The organism is Streptomyces sp. KMM 9044, from assembly GCF_024701375.2.
Lineage (GTDB): Bacteria > Actinomycetota > Actinomycetes > Streptomycetales > Streptomycetaceae > Streptomyces.
On record NZ_CP113910.1, the window covers coordinates 6592173 to 6613287 of the forward strand.

General features: G+C 75.5%; 2 protein-coding genes. Both read left to right on the plus strand.

Features of this window, described 5'->3' with window-relative positions:
* Nucleotides 1-57: 57 nt before the first annotated feature.
* The gene (locus HUV60_RS29565) at nt 58-10209 is read left to right on the plus strand and encodes a type I polyketide synthase (protein WP_257851403.1); all 10152 of its coding nucleotides are present in this window, start codon (nt 58-60) and stop codon (nt 10207-10209) included.
* A gap of 35 nt (nt 10210-10244) precedes the next feature.
* Complete coding sequence (locus HUV60_RS29570) at nt 10245-21101, plus strand: type I polyketide synthase (RefSeq protein WP_269441252.1); 10857 nt, start codon at nt 10245-10247, stop codon at nt 21099-21101.
* Nucleotides 21102-21115 lie beyond the last annotated feature (14 nt).

The window sequence follows — 21115 nt, forward strand, 5'->3', positions numbered from 1 at the left end:
CGCCGGTCCCGCACGCACCCGACGCCCCGGCTCGCCCGGTTCAAGGAAGTGACACACGTGGCTGACGACGACAAGTACGTGGAATACCTCAAGCGGGTCACGGGCGAACTCCGGCAGACCCGCCGCAAGCTGCGCGAGGTCGAGGACCGGGGCCGTGAGCCGATCGCCATCGTCGCGATGAGCTGCCGTTTCCCCGGCGGCATCCGCACCCCCGAGGATCTGTGGCGCCTCGTCGACGAGGGCGGCGACGCCATCGGCGCACTGCCCGACGACCGCGGCTGGGACATCGAGGACCGCTACGATCCCGACCCCGACCGACCCGGCACCTTCTCCACCCGAGAGGGCGGCTTCCTGCACGACGCAGCCTCCTTCGACGCCGCCTTCTTCGGCATGAGCCCCCGCGAGGCACTGGCCACCGACCCGCAGCAGCGGATCCTGCTGGAGGCCTCCTGGGAACTCCTGGAGCGCGCCGGGATCCGCCCGCAGACCCTGCGCGGCAGCGCCACCGGCGTGTTCGTCGGCGCCGCCACCGCCGGCTACGGGCAGGGCCCGGTCGAGATCCCCGAGGATCTGCACGGCCTGATGCTCGCCGGGAACGCGACCTCCGTCGCCTCCGGCCGCATCTCCTACGTCCTCGGCCTCGAAGGCCCCACCGTCACCGTCGACACCGCCTGTTCGTCCTCCCTGGTCGCCCTGCACTGGGCGGTGCAGGCGCTGCGCGCCGGGGAGTGCGACCTCGCGATGGCGGGCGGCGTCGCCGTCATGGCCACCCCCGGCCTGCTGTTCGAGTTCAGCCGCCAGCGCGGGCTCGCCCCCGACGGCCGCTGCAAGGCCTTCGCGGACGCCGCCGACGGCACCGGCTGGTCCGAGGGCGTCGGCCTGCTCCTGGTCGAACGCCTCTCCGACGCCCGCCGCAACGGGCACCCGGTCCTCGCCGTGGTCCGCGGCTCCGCCGTCAACTCCGACGGCGCCTCCAACGGGCTGACCGCACCCAACGGGCCCGCCCAGCAGCGCGTCATCGAACAGGCCCTCGCGAACGCCGGTATCACCGCCGCCGACGTCGACGCCGTCGAGGCCCACGGCACCGGCACCACCCTCGGCGACCCCATCGAGGCCCAGGCGTTGCTCGCCACCTACGGCCGCGCCAAGGACACCGAGCGGCCCCTGTTCCTCGGCTCCCTGAAGTCCAACCTCGGTCATACCCAGGCCGCCGCCGGAGTCGCGGGCGTCATCAAGACGGTGATGGCGCTCCAGCACGGCCGACTGCCCCTCACCCTGCACGTGGACAAGCCGTCCACGCACGTCGACTGGGACGCCGGTCACGTACGGCTGCTCACCGAGCCCGTCGACTGGCCCCTCACCCCCGGACGCCCGCGCCGCGCGGCCGTGTCCTCCTTCGGCATCAGCGGCACCAACGCGCACACCGTCCTGGAGGCCGCCCCCGAGGAGCCGGAAGAGGAGGCCCAGGAGACCGGGACGGCCCCCGCGGCCGCCGTACGGCTGCCCCTCGCCCCGTGGCTGCTGTCCGCGCGCGGCGCCGAGGCCCTGCGCGGCCAGGCGGCCCGCCTGCTCGACCACACCGACGCCCACCCCGGCGACGACCCGCACGTCACCGCCCGTGCTCTCGCCGCGACCCGGCAGTCCTTCGAGCACCGCGCCGTCGTCCTCGCCGAGGACACGACCACAGCCCGCGACGCCCTGCGGGCCCTCGCCGCGGGAGAGGAACACCCCGCCGTCGTCACCGGCCGCACCCTGCGCGGCGCGACCGCCTTCCTCTTCCCCGGGCAGGGCGCCCAGCGGCCCGGCATGGGCCGCGACCTGTACGCCGCGTTCCCCGCGTACGCCCGCGCCTTCGACCAGGTCTGCGCCCACCTCGACCCCGAACTCGGACTGTCCCCCAAGTCCCCCAAGTCCCCCAAGTCCCTCAAGTCCCTCAAGAACACGGTCCTCGGCGCCCCGGACGACGAGGCACTGCGGGGGACAGGCCTCGCCCAGCCGGCGCTGTTCGCGGTCGAGGTCGCCCTCTTCCGCCTCCTGGAGTCGTGGGGCATCGCCCCCAAGTACGTCCTCGGGCACTCCCTGGGCGAACTGTCCGCCGCGCACGTCGCCGGAGTGTGGTCGCTGCCCGACGCCTGCCGTCTGGTGGCCGCCCGCGGCCGGCTCATGCAGGCCCTGCCCGAGGGCGGCGCCATGGTCTCCGTGGAGGCCGCCGAGGACGAGGTGACCGCGCTGCTCGCCGGGCACGCCGACGCCGTGTCGGTCGCCGCCGTCAACGGCCCGCGCGCCACCGTCATCTCCGGCGACACCACCGCCGTCGAGGCCGTCGCCGCCGAACTCGCCGCCCGCGGCCGGACCACCCGCAGGCTGCGCGTCTCGCACGCCTTCCACTCGGCGCGCATGGACGCCGCCCTGGACGACTTCCGTACCGTCGCCGAGAGCGTCACCGCGCATCCGCCGCGCCTCACCCTCGTCTCCAACCTCACCGGCGGCCCCGCCACCGCCGAGGAACTGGCCTCCGCCGACTACTGGGTGCGCCACCTGCGCCACACGGTCCGCTTCGCCGACGGCGTCGGCTGGCTCGCCGCCCACGGCGTCACCCGCTACCTCGAACTCGGCCCCGACGCCACCCTCACCGCGCTCACCCGCTCCTGCCTGCCCGACGACACCACCGACCGGGTCTGCGTGCCGCTGCTGCGCAAGGACCGTCCCGAACGCGACACCCTGCTCGCCGCCGTCGCCGCCGCCCACGCGCACGGCGTCCGCGTCGACCTCGACGCGCTGTTGGGCGGCGACCCGGCCGACCCGCGCATCGCCCTGCCCACCTACGCCTTCACCCGGGACCGCTACTGGCTGCCGCCCGCCCTCACCACCGCCGACGTCACCGGCGCCGGCCTGACCGGAACCGGGCACCCGCTGCTCGGCGCCGTTGTCCGCGTCGCCGACGACGACCGGGTGCTGCTCACCGGCCGCCTGTCCACCCGCGCCCAGCCCTGGCTCGCCGACCACACCGTGTCCGGAACCGTCCTGCTGCCCGGTACGGCGTTCGTCGAACTCGTCCTGCGCGCCGGCGACGAGGTCGGCTGCGGCCTCCTCGACGACCTCACCCTGGAAGCCCCGCTGGTGCTCCCGGACACCGCCGGTGTCCAGCTCCAGATCGCCCTCGGCACCCCCGACCCCACGGGCCACCGCCCCGTCACCGTGCACTCCCGTCCCGACGCCGACGACGACTCCCCGTGGACCCGGCACGCCACCGCCGTCCTCGCCCCGGCACCCGCCGCCACCGAGGCCGAGCCGGCCGCATGGCCGCCCGCCGACGCCCGGCCCGTCCCCCTGGACGGCTTCTACCAGGCACTCGCCGACCAGGGCTACCAGTACGGGCCCGTCTTCCAGGGCCTGCGCGCCGCCTGGCAGTCCGGTGACATCCGGTACGCCGAGGTCGCCCTCCCCGAGGACCAGCACCGCGACGCCGCCCGCTACGGACTGCACCCCGCACTCCTCGACGCCGCCCTGCACGTCCAGCTCGCCGGCGGTGGCGACGACGCCGGTGAACCGGGCGCCGTGGGCCTGCCGTTCGCGTTCAGCGGCGTCACCCTGCACGCCGTCGGCGCCACCGGCCTGCGGGTCCGCCTGGAGACCGGCACCTCGGGCGCCGTACGTCTGCACCTCGCCGACGGCACCGGACGCCCCGTCGCCACCGTCGACTCCCTCGTCAGCCGCCCGGTCGCCGTCGGCGCCCTCGACACCGCACGTCCCGCCGACGGCGCCCTGTACGCGGTGCGCTGGACCGCCGCCGAACTCCCGGCCACGCCGGGGACCGACGGCTGGCGCCTGGCCGGGGACGCCCCGGCGGGCCTGCTTCCCTCCTGGCCGCGGCTCGACGCCGACGAGGACTCCTGCGCCGCCGCCGTCCTGCCGTACGCCTCCCGCCCCGACGAGACCCCCGCCGGCATCGCCGCCCGCGCCCTCACCGCCCTGCAGACACTGCCGGCCGACCCGCGCACCGGCGGTGCTCCGATCGTCGTCGTCACACGCGGCGCCGTCGCCGCCGACGACGGTGAGGACGTCACCGACCTCGCCGCCGCCGCCGTGTGGGGCCTGGTCCGCGCCGCACAGACCGAGAACCCCGGCCGTCTCGTCCTCGCCGACCTCGACGACACCGACGCGTCCCGCGCCGCGCTCACCGCCGCCGTCGCCACCGGCGCACCCCAGTTCGCGCTGCGCGAGGGCAGGCTGCTGACCCCGGCGCTGGTCCGCACGCCCGCCGCCGACGCCGCACCCGCCTGGGACGCCGACGGCACGGCCTTGGTCACCGGCGGCACCGGCGCGCTCGGCGCCCTCGTCGCCCGCCACCTCGTCACCGCCCACGGCGTACGCTCCCTGCTGCTGCTCTCCCGCAGCGGCCCCGACGCCCCGGGCGCCCGCGACCTCGCCGACGAACTCACCGCCCACGGCGCCGTCGTCCGCGTCGAGGCGTGCGACGCCGCCGACCCCGACGCCCTCGCCGCCGCCCTGGCCGCGCTGCCCGCCGACCGGCCGCTGCGCGCCGTCGTCCACACCGCGGGCGTCCTCGACGACGGCGTCCTCGGCTCACTCACCCCCGACCGGCTCGCCCCCGTGCTGCGTGCCAAGGCGGACACCGCGCTCGCCCTGCACACGGCGACCCGCCACGCCGACCTCACCGCCTTCGTCCTGTTCTCCTCCGCCTCCGGCCTCCTCGGCGGAGCCGGACAGGCCAACTACGCCGCCGCCAACACCGTGCTGGACGCCCTCGCCCACCACCGCCGGGCGACCGGCCTGCCCGCCACCTCCCTGGCCTGGACCCTGTGGGACCACGACAGCGGCATGACCGGCGGGCTCGGCGAGGACGACCGGCGCCGCATCGCGGCCTCCGGGCTGCCCGCCCTCGCCCCCGACCGGGCTCTGCGCCTCCTCGACGAGGCCGTCACCACCGGCGAACCCCTCCTCGCGCCGCTGCGCACCGATGCCGCCGCGCTGCGCTCCGCCGCCGCGACCGGACGCCTGCCCGCCCTGCTGCACGGCCTCGTCCCGGCACCCGCCCGCCGCGCCGCCCGCTCCGCCGACGCCGACTCCTCCGCGCTCGGCCGCAGCCTGGCCGGACTGTCCGGACCCGATCAGGAACGGCTGCTCTCGGACCTGGTGCGCCGCCACGCCGCCGTCGCCCTCGGCCACGGCTCGGCCGGCGCGGTCGACGGCGAACAGTCCTTCAAGGACCTCGGCTTCGACTCGCTCACCTCCGTCGACCTGCGCAACCGCCTCAGCGCCGAGACCGGCCTGCGGCTGCCCGCCACGCTCGTCTTCGACCACCCCCGCCCCAGCGTCCTCGCCCGCCACCTGGCCCGGGAACTCGCGGGCACCACCGAGCAGTCGGCCCCCAGCACGGTCGCCGCGGCCGACGACGACCCGGTCGTCATCGTCGGCATGGCCTGCCAGTACCCCGGCGGTGTCAACTCGCCGGAGGACCTGTGGCGGTTCGTCTCCGAAGGCGGTGACGCCATCGGAGCCTTCCCCACCGACCGCGGCTGGGACCTGGACCGGCTGCCGGGCCTGCAAGCCGGATTCCTGCACGGAGCCACCCACTTCGACGCCGCCCTCTTCGGCATCGCACCCCGCGAGGCCCTCGCCATGGACCCCCAGCAGCGACTGCTCCTGGAGACCTCCTGGGAGGTCCTCGAACACGCCGGGATCGACCCGCTGTCCCTGCGCGGCAGCCGCACCGGCGTCTACGTCGGTGCGATGGGCTCCGGCTACGCCTCCGGACTCTCCGACATCCCCGAAGGCATGGAGGGCTACATCGGACTCGGCGTCTCCGGCAGCGTCATCTCCGGCCGGGTCGCCTACACCTTCGGTCTGGAGGGGCCGACCATGACGGTCGACACCGCCTGCTCCTCAGCCCTGGTCGCCCTGCACCTCGCCGCCCACGCCCTGCGCCAGGGCGAATGCACCATGGCCCTGGCCGGCGGGGTCACCGTCATGGCCACACCCGGCACCTACACCGAGTTCACCGCCCAGAACGGCCTGGCCGCCGACGGCCGCTGCAAGGCCTTCGCCGCCTCCGCCGACGGCACCAGCTTCTCCGAGGGCGTCGGCATGCTCCTGCTGGAACGCCTCTCCGACGCCCGCCGCCACGGTCACCGGGTACTGGCCGTGGTCCGTGGCTCCGCCACCAACCAGGACGGCGCCTCCAACGGCCTGACCGCCCCCAACGGCCCCTCCCAGGAACGTGTCATCCGCCAGGCGCTCGCCTCGGCCGGGCTCTCCCCGGCCGACGTCGACGCCGTCGAGGCGCACGGCACCGGCACCACCCTCGGCGACCCCATCGAGGCCCAGGCCCTCTTCGCCACGTACGGCCGCGAACGGCCCGAGGGGCAGCCCCTGCTGCTGGGCTCCGCCAAGTCCAACTTCGGGCACACCCAGGCCGCCGCGGGCGCCGCCGGCGTCATCAAGATGGTCATGGCCATGCGCCACGGCGAGCTGCCGCCCACCCTGCACGTCGACGAACCCTCCCCGCACATCGACTGGTCCGGCGGAACCATCGACCTGCTCACCGAGGCCCGCCCCTGGCCCGCCCAGGAGGGCCGGCCGCACCGTGCGGGCGTGTCGTCCTTCGGCATCAGCGGCAGCAACGCCCACCTCGTCCTGGAGGAGGCGCCCGCCCCCGAGCCGGCCCCCGGCCGGCCGGCACCATCCTTGCTGCCGCGCGTCCACCCCGTCTCGGGGCACACCCCCGAGGCGCTGCGCGCCCAGGCCGCCCGGCTGCGCACCCACCTGCTGAACCACGACGACGACCCCCGCGACATCGCCCACACCCTCACCGCCGCCCGCCACCCGCACCCGCACCGCGCCGCCGTCGTCGCCACCGACCGCGAGGAACTCCTCACCGGTCTCGCCGCCGTCGCCTCCGGCGAAGGCGCCGCGCACGTGGTCACCGGCACTGCCGACGGCGGCCGCCTCGCCGTCCTGTTCAGCGGCCAGGGCGCCCAGCACCCCGGCATGGGCCGCGACCTGTACGCCGCCCACCCCGTGTTCGCCGAGACGTTCGACACCGTCTGCGCCGAACTCGACCGTCACCTCGACGGACCGCCGCTGCGCGACGTGGTCCTCGCCGCCGAGGGCAGCGACGAGGCCGCGCTCCTGGACCGCACCGCCCACACCCAGGCCGCCCTGTTCGCGTTCGGCACCGCCGCCCACGCCCTGGCGACGTCCTGGGGCATCCGCGCCGACGTGTTCGCCGGACACTCCATCGGAGAGGTGACCGCCGCGCACGCCGCCGGGGTCTTCGACCTCGACGACGCCTGCGCCCTCGTCGCCGGCCGCGGCCGGCTCATGCAGAACCTGCCCGAGGGCGGCGCCATGGCAGCCCTGGAAGCCACCGAGGCAGAGGCCCTGCCGCTGTTGGAGGGCCGCGCCGACCGCGTCGCGATCGCCGCGGTCAACGGACCGGTCTCGGTGGTCGTCTCCGGCGAGGAGAAGGACGTGGAGGAGATCGCCGCCGAGTTCACCGCGCGCGGACGCAGAACCCGACGCCTGCGGGTCAGCCACGCCTTCCACTCGCCCCTGATGGACGCCATGCTCGACGACTTCCGCGCCGTCGCCGCCCGGGTCCGCTACACCGTCCCCGCCGTGCCCGTCGTGTCCGACCTGACCGGCGCCCTTGCCACCGGCGACGACCTGATCACCCCCGACTACTGGGTCCGTCACGTCCGCCAGGCCGTCCGCTTCGCCGACGCGGTCCGCGCACTGGAGACCGACGGCGTCACCCACTGCCTCGAACTGGGCCCCGACGCCACCCTCACCACCCTCGTCCAGGACGGCATCACCGACCCGGCGACGATGACCGCCGTCCCCCTGCTGCGCCGCGGCGTGCCCGAGAACCGCGCCGCGCTGCTCGCGGCCGCCACCCTGCACGCCCACGGACACGGGAAGGCGCCCGCCGCCCAGGACGACGCCGAAGCCCGGCCCGTGGCCCTGCCGACGTACGCCTTCCAGCGCGAGCGCTTCTGGCTGGAGCCGTCCGCGCCGCCCGCCGCGCGCACCCACGACAGCGCGTTCTGGGAACTCGTCGAGGCCGCCGACCCCATGGCCCTCGCCGCGCGGCTCCACGTCGACACCGACGCCCCGCTCAGCGCCGTCCTGCCCGCCCTCGCCGCCTGGCGCGACGAGGACCGCAAGGACGCGGAGATCGGGCGCTGGGAGCACCGCGCGGTGTGGCGGCCCGCCGCCGACGGCAGCGCCGCCACCCTCACCGGTACCTGGGTCCTCACCGTCCCCGACCGCGTCCACGGCGGCCCCTGGGCGACCTCCGTCGCCGAGGCACTCACCTCGCACGGCGCCCACGTCCACGTCCTGCCCGTCGACTGCGCCACCGCCGACCGCGCCCTCCTGGCCTCCGCCCTCACCGCCCTGCGGCAGGACGACGGGCCGGCCTGGACGGGCGTGCTGTCCCTGCTCGCCGCCGACACCGCACCGCTGCCCGGCCACCGGGCGGTCCCGGCCGGCCTCGCCGCGACCGCCGCCCTCGTCCAGGCCCTCGCCGACGGCGCCGCGGGCACGGACCCGGTCCGCCTGTGGGCGCTCACCGCGGGCGCGGTAGGAGTCCTCGGGAGCGAGGCGCCCGCCGAACCCGAGCAGGCAGCCGTGTGGGGCCTGGGCCGCACCGCGGCCCTCGAACACCCCCAGCTGTGGGGCGGACTGGTGGACCTGCCCGGCGGCACCGGCACCGAGGTCACCGCCGACATCGCCCGCCGCCTCGCCGCGGCCCTCACCGACGGCGCCGAGGACCAGATCGCCGTCCGCCCCTCGGCCACCTTCCTGCGCCGCCTCGAACACGCACCGGCCGGCGCGCCCGCACCGACCACCCCCGACTGGACCGGGACCGTCCTGCTCACCGGCGCCACCGGAGCGCTCGGCCTGCGCACCGCCACCTGGCTCGCGGCCCGGGGCACCGCACGCATCGTCGCCGTCAGCCGCTCCGGGCCCGGCTCCGAAGGCGCCGCCCGCCTTCAGGAAACCCTCGCCGGCACCGGTACCGAACTCGTCCTCGCCGCCTGCGACACCGCCGACCGGGACGCGCTCGCCGCGCTGCTCGCCGAACACCCCGTCGACGCCGTCGTGCACACCGCGGGCGTCCTCGACGACCGGCTCATCGACGGCATGGACCCCGCCGCCCTGGACCGCGTCCTGCGGCCCAAGCTGGCCGCCGCCCGCAACCTGGACGAGCTGACCCGCGACCGCGACCTCACCGCGTTCGTCCTGTACTCGTCGGTCTCCGGCACCCTCGGCACCATCGGCCAGGCCAACTACGCGGCGGCCAACGCCTACCTGGACGCCCTCGCCGAACAGCGCAGGGCCGCCGGACTGCCCGCCACCTCGCTGGCCTGGGGACCCTGGGCCGGAGGAGGCATGGCCACCGCCGTCGCCGACAGCGAGGCGCGGATGCGCCGCAGCGGCGTCAACCCGCTCGAACCCGAGCGGGCGGCCGACGCCCTCGGCCGGGCCGCCGCGCGGGCCGACGCCGTCCTCGCCGTCGCCGACATCGACTGGGCCCGCTTCGCGCCCGGGTTCACCACCTCCCGGCCCAGTCCGCTGCTCGCCGAACTCCCCGAGGTCCGCGACCTGCCGGCCCAGCGCCCGGACACCACCGCGGCAGCCCCGCACGCCCTGCGCGAGCGGCTCGCCGGGCAGTCCGCCGCCGAGCGCGACCGCACCCTCACCGCCCTGGTACGCACCGAGGCCGCTGCCGTCCTCGGCCACACCGGTACTGACCGCGTCGGCGCCTCGACGGCCTTCAACGCCCTCGGCTTCGACTCCCTCATGGCCGTCGAGCTGCGCAACCGGATCGGCGCCGCCACCGGCCTGGCCCTGCCCGCCACCCTCCTGTTCGACCAGCCGAACGCCACCGCGCTCGCCGCATACCTGCGCGGTCGGCTCACCGACGACACCGACGCCGCCGGAGCCGTCCTCGCCGGACTGGACTCCCTGGCGACGCTCCTGGCCGCCCTGCCCCAGGACGACACCCGACGCGACCGCATCGGCTCCCGCCTGCAGTCCCTGCTCGGGCACTTCACCGGCAGTACCACCACCACCGCCGTCACCACGGCCGGCACCGGTGACGACATCGGCGACCGGATCCGGTCCGCGGACGCGGACGAGATCTTCAGCTTCATCGAGAACGACCTCGGCATCTCCTGATGGCACGGCCACGGGACCTGAGAACGGGTGAAACCATGAGCGATGAGGACAAGCTCCTCGGCTACCTGAAAAAGGTCACGGCCGATCTCCACCAGACGCGCCAGCGCCTGGCCGCGGCCGAGGCCCAGCAGCACGAATCCATAGCGATCGTCGCGCTGGGCTGCCGTTTTCCCGGCGGTGTGAGCGACCCCGACGACCTGTGGCGGCTGCTCGACGAGGGTGCCGACGCCATGACGGAATGGCCGCGCGACCGCGGCTGGGACACCGACGCGCTGTACGACCCGACGCCCGGCACTCCGGGCCGCAGCTACACCCGCGTCGGCGGATTCGTCGACCGGGTCGCCGACTTCGACGCCGGCTTCTTCGGCATCTCCCCCCGCGAGGCCGTCGGCACCGACCCGCAGCAGCGGCTCCTGCTGGAGATCTGCTGGGAAGCCCTGGAACGCGCCGGGATCGACCCGCTCGCCCTGCGCGGCAGCCGTACCGGCGTGTTCGCCGGTACCAACCTCCAGGACTACACCACCCTGCTCAGCCTCTCCGACAACGCGGGGGACGACGGCGTCGGCAACTCCGCCAGCGTCCTGTCCGGCCGCGTCTCGTACACCCTCGGCCTGGAGGGCCCGGCCGTCTCCGTCGACACCGCCTGCTCCTCCTCCCTGGTCACCCTGCACCTGGCCGCGCAGGCGCTGCGCGCGGGCGAGTGCGACCTCGCACTCGCCGGGGGCGTCACCGTCATGTCGACGCCCACGGTCTTCCTGGAGTTCAGCCGCCAGCGCGGTCTGGCCGCCGACGGCCGCTGCCGCGCCTTCGCGGACTCCGCCGACGGCACCGCCTGGGGCGAGGGCGCCGGAGTCCTCGTCGTCGAACGGCTCTCCGACGCCCGCCGCCACGGTCACCCCGTCCTCGCCGTGCTGCGCGGCTCCGCCGTCAACCAGGACGGCGCCTCCAACGGCCTGACCGCCCCCAACGGCCCCTCCCAGGAACGCGTCATCTGGCAGGCGCTCAACTCCGCGAAGCTCGCCCCCGCCGACGTGGACGCCGTCGAGGCGCACGGCACCGGCACCCGCCTCGGTGACCCGATCGAGGCGCAGGCCCTGCTCGCGACGTACGGTCAGGACCGGCCCGCGGACCGGCCGCTGCTGCTCGGCTCGGTGAAGTCGAACATCGGCCACACCCAGGCCGCCGCCGGTGTCGCCGGCGTCATCAAGATGATCCTGGCCCTGCGCGCCGGACGCCTGCCCGCCACCCTCCACGTCGACCGGCCCAGCCGCCATGTCGACTGGTCCGCCGGCCACGTCGAACTGCTCACCGAGGCCCGCCCCTGGCCCGCCCCCGGCGACCGTCCGCGCCGCGCGGGCGTGTCCTCCTTCGGCGTCAGCGGCACCAACGCCCACGTCATCCTCGAACAGGCCCCGCCGGCCGACCCGGACGACACCGCCACATCCGCCGACGACGCCCCCCGCGCCCGCGCCTTCACCGTCTCCGGCCGTACCGCCGCCGCCCTGCGCGACCAGGCCGCCCGGCTCGACGCCCGGCTGCGCACCGCCCCGGACGGCGCCGTCCGCCCCGCCGACCTGGCCTGGTCCCTCGCCGCCACCCGGCCCGCACTCGAACACCGCGCCGTGGTCGTCGCCGCCGATCACGGGACACTCCTGCGCGGCCTGACCGCGCTGGCCGACGGCGCCCCCGACCCCGCCGTGGTACGGGGCGTCGCCGACACCGACGGCGACCCGGTCTTCCTCTTCCCCGGTCACGGCCCGCAATGGGAGGGCATGGCAGTCGAACTCCACTCCTTCGACGCCCGGTTCCGCGCCTTCTTCGACGAAGCGGCCGCCGCCGTCGAGGAGTACACCGACTTCCGCGTCCTGGACGTCCTGCGCCGCGCCCCCGGTGCGCCGCCGCTGGACCGTCTCGACGTCGTCCAGCCCGCCCTGTTCGTCACCTGCGTCGCCCTCGCCCGACTGTGGATGGCGTGTGGAGTCCGCCCCGCCGCGGTCGCCGGGCAGAGCCTGGGAGAGGTCGCCGCCGCCCACATCGCGGGGGCCCTCACCCTTCAGGACGCCGCTCGCGTCATCGGCGTCCGCTCGCGTGAACTCATGGCCCTCGCCGGCCGCGGCGGCATGGTCGCCGTTCCGCTGCCGCTCGCCGAGGTCGAGCGGCTCATCGCCCCGTACGACGGCCGGATCTGCGTCGGCGGCGTCACCGGTCCCCGCTCCGTCACCGTCGCCGGCGACACCGAGTCCCTCGCCGCGCTTCTCGCCCGCCTCACCGGCGACGGCATCCAGGCCCGCCGCGTCCCGATGGACTACGCCTCCCACTGCCCCCAGGTCGAGGAGGTCCGCGACGCGCTGCTCGCCGGATTCGCACCGCTCCGCCCGCGCCCTGCAGAGATCCCCTTCCACTCCACCGTCACCGGCGCCCGCATCGAGGACACCACCACCCTCGACGCCTCCTACTGGTACGACAACGCCCGTCGCACCGTTCGCCTCGAACCCGCCGTGCGCGCCCTCGCCGACGCCGGACACCGCGTCTTCGTCGAGGTGGGCCCGCACCCCGTGGTCACCTCGGCCGTCGGCGACATCCTCGACGACCTCGACATCACCGACGGCGTCGTCCTCGGCACCCTGCGCCGCTCCGACGGAGGCACGCAGCGGTTCCTCACCTCCGTGGCCGCCCTCGCCGTACGCGGTGGATCCCCGGACTTCGGCGCCGTCCACGACGAGCCCGCCCGCCGCGCCGACCTGCCCGTCTACGCCTTCCAACGCCGCCGGTACTGGCCCGCCTTCACCCCCGCGGAGAGCGTCGGCCCGGCCGACGCCATCGCGGACACCCCCTTCTGGCAGGCCGTCGACTCGGGTGACGTCACCACCCTCGCCACCGCGCTGGCCCTTGACGAGGGCACCGTCGCCACGCTGGCTTCCGCCCTCGCCGGCTACCGGCGGCGCAGCGAGGAACGCGGCACCGCCGACCGCTGGCGCTACCGGATCACCTGGCACCCGATCGAGGACAGAACCGTCCCCGCCCTCACGGGCCGCTGGGTCCTCGCCGTCCCCGGCGGCCAGGAGGACGGCACCGAGGCAACCGCCGTCCAGGCCGCCCTGACACGCGCGGGCGCCACCTGCGTCCCCGTGGTCGTCGACGCCACGGCCGGCCGCGCCGCCCTCGCCACCGCCCTGGGCGGGGCCGTCGCCGGAGCCCGCGGCCTCGTCTCCCTCCTCGCCCGGGACGGCACACCCCACCCGGCACACCCCCTGCTGCCCACCGGGTTCGCCGTCACCGTCGCCCTCGTCCAGGCGCTGGACGACCTCGACGCCCGCCTGCCGGTGTGGTTCCTCACTCGGGGCGCCGTGGCCGTCTCCGGCGCCGACCCCGCGCCGGACCCCGCCCAGGCCCTCGTCCAGGGCTTCGGACGCGTCGTCGCCCTGGAACAGGCCGACCTGTGGGGAGGCCTGGTCGACCTGCCCGAGCGGCTCGACGCGCGCACCGCCGACCGCGTCGTCGCGGTCCTCGCCGGAACCGACCACGAGGACCAGGTCGCCGTGCGTGCCACCGGGGCACTCGGCCGCCGTCTGGAGCGCGCCGCCGTCGGCGGCCTGCCCGGCCGCCGCCGCTGGGACCCGCGGGGCACCGTCCTCGTCACCGGTGGTACCGGCGCCCTCGGCGCCCACGTCGCACGCTGGCTCGCCCGCACCGGCGCTGCACACCTCCTCCTCGTCAGCCGTTCGGGGCCCGACGCCGAAGGGGCCGCCGCCCTGCTCGCCGACCTGACCGCCGCCGGGGCCCACGCCGACATCGTCGCCTGCGACGTCGCCGACCCCACCGACCTCGCCGCCCTCCTCGCGTCCATCCCCGAGGAACGGCCCCTCACCGCCGTCTTCCACACTGCCGCGGTCCTCGACGACGGCGTCATCGGCTCCCTCACCCCCGAGCGCCTCGCCGAGGTCCTGCGGGTCAAGGTGGGCGGAGCACTCAACCTCGACGCCGCCACCGCGCACCTCGACCTGTCCGCGTTCGTCTTGTTCTCCTCCTCCTCGGGCGTGTTCGGCAGCCCCGGCCACGGCAACTACGCCCCCGGCAACGCCTACCTCGACGCCCTCGCCGAGGACCGCAGGCTGCGCGGCCTGCCCGCCACCGCCGTCGCCTGGAGCGGCTGGGCCGACGGCGGCATGGCCTCCGGCGCCGTCGGCGAACGCCTCCAGCGCCACGGCGTACGCCTGATGGACCCCGCCGTCGCCGTCACCGCCCTGCAGGCCGCCCTCGACCAGGACGACACCGCGCTCGTGGTCACCGACATCGACTGGGAGGTGTTCGGCGCCGAACTCGACAAGGGCCGCCCGCGCCGCCTCTACGCCGGCCTCCCGGAGATCGAGCTGCTGCGCGCCCGGCGCCCCGCCCCCGCCCCCGCCCCGAGCAGCTCCGACGGCGGCAACGAACTCCTCACCCGGCTGGCCGCGCTCACCGACTCCGACCGCCGCCACGCCCTGCTCGAACTGGTCCGCGCGCACATCGCGTACATCCTCAACCACCCCAGCCCCGACGACGTCGAACCCGCCCGCGCCTTCCGCGAACTCGGCTTCGACTCCCTCACCGCCGTCGAACTGCGCAACACCCTCGGCGAGGCGACCGGCATGCGGCTGCCGAGCACCCTCGTCTACGACTATCCGACCCCCGCCGCGCTCGCCGAGCACCTCGGCGGGCTGCTCGCCCCGGCCACACCGGCCGCATCCGGCGGCGCCGTCGCCGTGGCGCGCGGCGAGAGGGCCGAGGACCCCGTCGTGATCGTCGGGATGGCCTGCCGCTTCCCGGGCGACGCCGACACCCCCGAGCGGTTCTGGCGGCTCCTGGCCGACGGCACCGACGCGATGGGCCCCTTCCCGCAGGACCGCGACTGGGACCTGGACGCCCTGTACGACCCCGAGCCCGGCAAGGCCGGCCGTACCTCCACCCTCGTCGGCGGATTCCTCGACGGCTTCGCCGACTTCGACCCGGGTGTCTTCACCATCTCGCCGCGCGAGGCACTGGCCATGGATCCGCAGCAGCGTCTGCTGCTGGAGATGGCCTGGGAGACGTTCGAGCGGGCGGGCATCGATCCGCGTGCGCTGCGCGGCAGCCGCACCGGAGTCTTCGCCGGCACCAACTACCAGGACTACACCTCCCGCCCGATCGACCCGGGTGACGAGGCCGGCGCCCACCTGGGCACCGGCACCTCCGCCAGCGTCCTGTCGGGCCGGTTGTCGTACACCTTCGGTCTGGAAGGACCGGCGGTCACCGTCGACACGGCCTGTTCCTCCTCCCTGGTGGCCCTGCATCTTGCCGCGCAGTCGCTGCGCAGCGGCGAGTGCGACATGGCGCTCGCCGGTGGTGTGACGGTGATGTCGACCCCCGGTCTGTTCGTGGACTTCAGTCGTCAGCGGGGTCTGGCGGCGGACGGTCGGTGCAAGGCGTTCGCCGATGCGGCGGACGGGACGGGGTTCTCGGAGGGTGGTGGTCTGCTGCTGGTGGAGCGGTTGTCGGACGCGCGGCGTCTTGGGCATCCGGTGCTGGCGGTGGTGCGTGGTTCGGCGGTGAATCAGGACGGTGCGTCCAACGGTTTGAGTGCGCCGAACGGTCCGGCTCAGCAGCGGGTGATCCGTGCGGCTCTGGTGGATGCGGGGGTGTCGGCGTCCGAGGTTGATGTGGTGGAGGCGCACGGGACCGGTACCACGCTGGGTGATCCGATCGAGGCGCAGGCGTTGTTGGCCACGTACGGCCGGGAGCGGGATGCCGAGAGGCCGTTGTGGCTGGGGTCGGTGAAGTCGAATGTGGGTCATACGCAGGCGGGTGCGGGTGTCGCGGGTGTGATGAAGATGGTGCTGGCGATGCGGCACGGGGTGTTGCCTGCGACGTTGCATGTGGATGCGCCGTCGTCGCATGTCGACTGGTCGTCGGGTGGGGTGGAGTTGCTGACCCGGGCGCGTGAGTGGCCGGAGTCGGTGGAGCGTCCGCGTCGTGCGGGTGTGTCGTCGTTCGGTATCAGTGGGACGAACGCGCATGTGGTGCTGGAGTCCGTCCCCGGAGAGCCGGTGACCGGAGAGCCGGTGGCGGAGGAGTCGCGCGGGGTGCCGGGTGGTGGTCCGGTGCCGTGGGTGGTCAGTGCCCGCAGCCGGGACGCCCTGCGCGCCCAGGCCGCACAACTCCTCGACCATGTGACCGGGCACCCCGGTGTTCCGCTCGCCGACACGGCCCTGGCCCTGGCGACCACCCGTACCCCGTTCTCCCACCGGGCCGTCCTCGTCGGCGCCGACCGGGACGCACTCGCCGCCCAACTGCGGGCGCTGGCAGACGGAGCGCCGCTGCCCGGCACGGTCACCGGCACCGCCCGAACCGGCGGCAGGACCGCGTTCCTGTTCACCGGACAGGGCGCCCAACGGCCGGGAATGGGCCGCGAACTGCACGCGGCCCACCCGGTGTTCGCCGAAACCTTCGACGCCGTGTGCGAGCGCGTCCCCGGACTGCGCGAGGTGGTCCTCGGCGACGACGCCGAGCGGCTGAACCGCACCGAGCACGCCCAGCCCGCCCTCTTCGCCTTCGAGGTCGCCCTCTACCGTCTGCTGGAATCCTGGGGCCTACGGCCCGACTTCGTCGCCGGGCACTCCGTCGGCGAGATCGCCGCCGCCCACATCGCCGGCGTGTTCTCCCTGGACGACGCCTGCGCCCTGGTCGCCGCCCGCGGCCGACTGATGCAGGCGCTTCCGGCCGGTGGCGCGATGGCGTCGGTCTCGGCCACCGAGGAGGAGGTGCTGCCGCTGCTCGCCGGACGCGAGCACGAACTCGGTATCGCCGCCCTCAACGGGCCCGCCGCGACCGTGGTCTCCGGCACCGAGACCGCCGTAGCCGAGATCTGCGACCACTTCGCGACATCCGCCAGACGCGTCACCCGGCTGCGGGTCAGCCACGCATTCCACTCACCGCTGATGGACCCGGTGCTCGACGACTTCCGAACCGTCGCCACCGCGATCTCCTACGCCGAGCCCCGTGTGCCCGTGGTCTCCGCCCTGACCGGCGAGCCCGCGACGCCCGGCCTGCTCACCGACCCCGAGTACTGGGTCCGGCACGTGCGCGAACCGGTCCGCTTCCACGACTGCGTGACGCGGCTCCACGGTCTCGGAGCCCGCCGGTTCCTGGAAACCGGACCCGACGGTCCCCTCAGCACGCTGGCCGAGACGGTCCTCGCCGAGACGGCGCCGGACACCGCGGACGAGGCGCTGTTCGTCGCGGCCGTCCTGCGCGACAAGCCCGAGACGGACCGTCTGCTCATGGCCGTCGGGGCGCTCTTCGCGCACGGCGCCGAACCCGACTGGACCGCACTGCTGCCGGGCGCCCGCACCGTGCCGCTGCCCACCTACGCCTTCCAGCGGCAGCGGTTCTGGCTGCCGACCGTGGCCCCCGCGGGCGACCCCGCCGGTGCCGGCCTGCGCGGCGCGGACCACCCGTTCCTCGGCGCCGAGGTCACCCGCGCGGGCTCCGACGACCTGCTGTTCACCGGGCGTCTGTCCCTGCGCAGCCATCCCTGGCTCGCCGACCACACCGTTCTCGGCCAGGCCATCCTGCCCGCCACCGGCTACCTCGACCTCGCCGTGCACGTCGGCGACCGCGCCGACTGCGGCCACCTGAGCGAACTCACCCTGCTCAGCCCGCTCGTCGTCCCCGCCGAGGGCACCGTCGACCTCCAGGTCACCGTCGACGCCGCCGACGAGACCGGGCAGCGCGCCTTCGCCGTGTGGTCCGCGCCCGCCGGGAACGACGGCGACTGGCAGCGGCACGCCCAGGGCACCCTGGCCCCACGTCCCCCGTCCGCCCCCGCCGACGACCTGGCCGCCTGGCCGCCGCCCGGCGCCGAGCAGGTCCCCGGCCAGGACCCCTACGTGGCGTTCGCCGCCGCCGGGTTCGCCTACGGGCCCAGCTTCCAGGGCCTCGGCACCGTGTGGGAGCGCGGCGACGAGGTGTACGCCGAGGCCGCGCTGCCCGAGCCGTACCGGGAGGACGCCGCGCGGTACGCCCTGCACCCGGCGCTGCTCGACGCCGCGGTCCAGGCGCTCCTGGTCCGTCGCCCAGGCCTCCGGGGCGACGACGAGGCGACGGCGCCCATGCTGCCGTTCGCCTGGACCGGACTGACCCTGCATGCCACCGGTGCGACCACGCTGCGGGTGCGGCTCACCCCGGCGGGCCACGACCACGGCTACCGGGTTCTTGTCACCGACACCGCCGGGCAGCCCGTCGCCACCGCCGACGCGATCACCCTGCGCACCGTGTCCGCCGCACCCGGCACCGGGGCCGGCCGACCCGAACTGCTGCGCCTGGACTGGCAGGAAACCCTCGCGGCCCCCGAGCCGCCGCTCCCGCAGACGACGCGCTGGATCGTGTTCGGCACCGGCGACGACCGGGTGGCCGCCGCACTCGACGCGGCCGGCGTCCACCTGGAGACCTACGCCGACCTGGAAGCCCTCGGCAAGGCCGTCGACACCGGCATGACCATGCCCGACGTGGTCCTCGTGGCTCCCGCGCCGTACCGCACGGGCGGCCCCGGCATGCCCGAGACGGTCCGCGGCCACCTGACCCGTGCCCACGACCTGATGTGCGGCTGGCTGGCCGACGACCGGTTCACCGACTCACGGCTGGTGTTCGTCACCCGGAGCGCGGTGAACGCGGGCCCTGACACCGGGACCCCGGACGTCGCGGGCGCCGCCCTGTGGGGCATGGTCCGCTCCGGCCAGGCCGAACATCCGGGCCGCTTCCAGCTGGTGGACCTGCCCGGTGACGCCGAGGACGCCGACGGTACGGCCCTGTTCGCCGCCGTCGCCCGCACACGCCCGCACAGCGCGGTCCGTGACGGCCGTGTCCTGCACCCCGACGCCACACCCGCCGCCACCGGCGCGGGCACCCCGGACCTCGCCGCGGGTACGGTGCTCGTCACCGGCGCCACCGGCACCCTCGGCCGGTCCGTCGCCCGCCACCTCGTCACCCGGCACGGCGTACGGTCCCTCCTGCTGGTGTCACGGCGCGGTCCCGCCGCCGACGGCGCCGACACCCTCGTCGCCGAACTCACCGCACTGGGCGCCCAGGTGTCCCTGGAGACCTGCGACGTCGCCGAACGCGCCGACGTGGAGCGCCTGCTGACACGGCTGCCCGCCGACGCACGGCTGACCGGCGTCGTCCACGCGGCCGGGGTCGCCGACGACGCCGTCCTCACCGCTCTCGACGGCGGCCGCTTCGACACCGTGCTGCGGCCCAAGGCCGACGGGGCCTGGCACCTGCACGACCTCACCGCCCGCCTCGACCCGGCCGCGTTCGTGCTGTTCTCCTCCGCCGCGGGCACCTTCGGCGCCCCCGGCCAGTCCAACTACGCCGCCGCGAACGCCTTCCTCGACGGTCTCGCCGCGCTCAGGCACTCCCGCGGCCTGCCGGCCACGTCGGTCGCCTGGGGCCTGTGGGACGACGACAGCGGCATCACCGCCCGCCTGTCCCACGCCGACCGGAGCCGCCTGGCCCGCGGCGGTCTGCGCCCCCTGGCCACCGAGGACGCGCTAGGCCTCCTCGACGAGGTCCTGTGCGCCACCGAACCGGCGGTGATCGCCGTCGCCACCGGCTCCGGCCGGGCCGGAGTGCGGGCGCTGCTGAGGCCGGCCGCCCCGGCAGCGGCCCGGCGGACCGCCGCCGGCTCCTCGGGACCGGCGGCCGCCGTGTCACTCCTCGCCGGCCGCGGCCCCGAGGAGGGCCGAGCCCTGATGCTCGGCATGGTGCGCGACCTCGCCGCCACCGTCCTCGGACACGCCACCGCCGACGAGGTGGAGGCCGACCGGCTCTTCACCGAGCAGGGCTTCGACTCCCTCACCGTCGTCGAACTGCGCAACCACCTCGCCACCGCGACCGGTCTGAAGCTGGCCCCGACCCTGCTGTTCGACCACGCCACCCCGGAGGCCCTCGCCACCCACCTGCACCGGAGGCTGGGCGAGCAGCCGTCCCAGGACTCGGGCACGGCCCGGACGGCGATCGCCGGGCCCGAGGCACGGGCCGAGGACACCCTCGGCGGCCTGTTCAAGAAGGCATGCCTGGACGGCCGCGTCGACGACGGCTTCACGCTGCTCCACGCCGCTGCGGGACTGCGGCCCACCTTCACCTCACCGGAGGAGCTCGACACCCTCCCCGGCGCGATCCGTCTCGCCACCGGTGACGCCACCGCGCCGCTGGTCTGCTTCAGCTCCTACGTCGCCCTCGCCGGAGTCCACCAGTACGCCCGGTTCGCCTCCGGCTTCCGCGGCCGACGCGACGTGTGGGCGCTGCCCACGCAGGGCTTCGGCACCGGGGAGGCGCTGCCCGTCACCTTCGACGCCGTCGCCGACCTGCACGCGGACGTCGTGGACCGCACCGTCGGCGACGCCCCGGCGGTCCTGCTCGGCTCGTCCTCCGGCGGCATCCTCGCCCTCTCCGCCGCCCGGCGGATGCAGGAGCGCGGGTCCGCGCCGGCCGCCGTGGTCCTGCTGGACACCTACATGCCGCGCGCGGACTCCCCGTTCCTGCGCTTCTCCCAGCAGATGCTGGGCGGCATGTTCGAGCGGGAGTCGATGTTCGCCCACATGGACTCCGACCGGCTCACCGCGATGAGCTGGTACGTGGCGATGATCGGTGAGTGGGAGCCGGGCCCCCTGGACTGCCCCGTCCTGCTGGTGCGTTCCAGTGAACCCCCGGTGCCCGCGGAACCCGGAACGTCGATGCGGCCCGAGGAGTGGCAGACGTCCTGGGACCGGGCCCAGACCGTCCTGGACGTCCCCGGCAACCACTTCACCATGATGGAGACCTACGCCCGCTCCACCGCCGAAGCCACCGACGACTGGCTCACCGACCGCGGCGTCTGACCCACGCCTGCCCC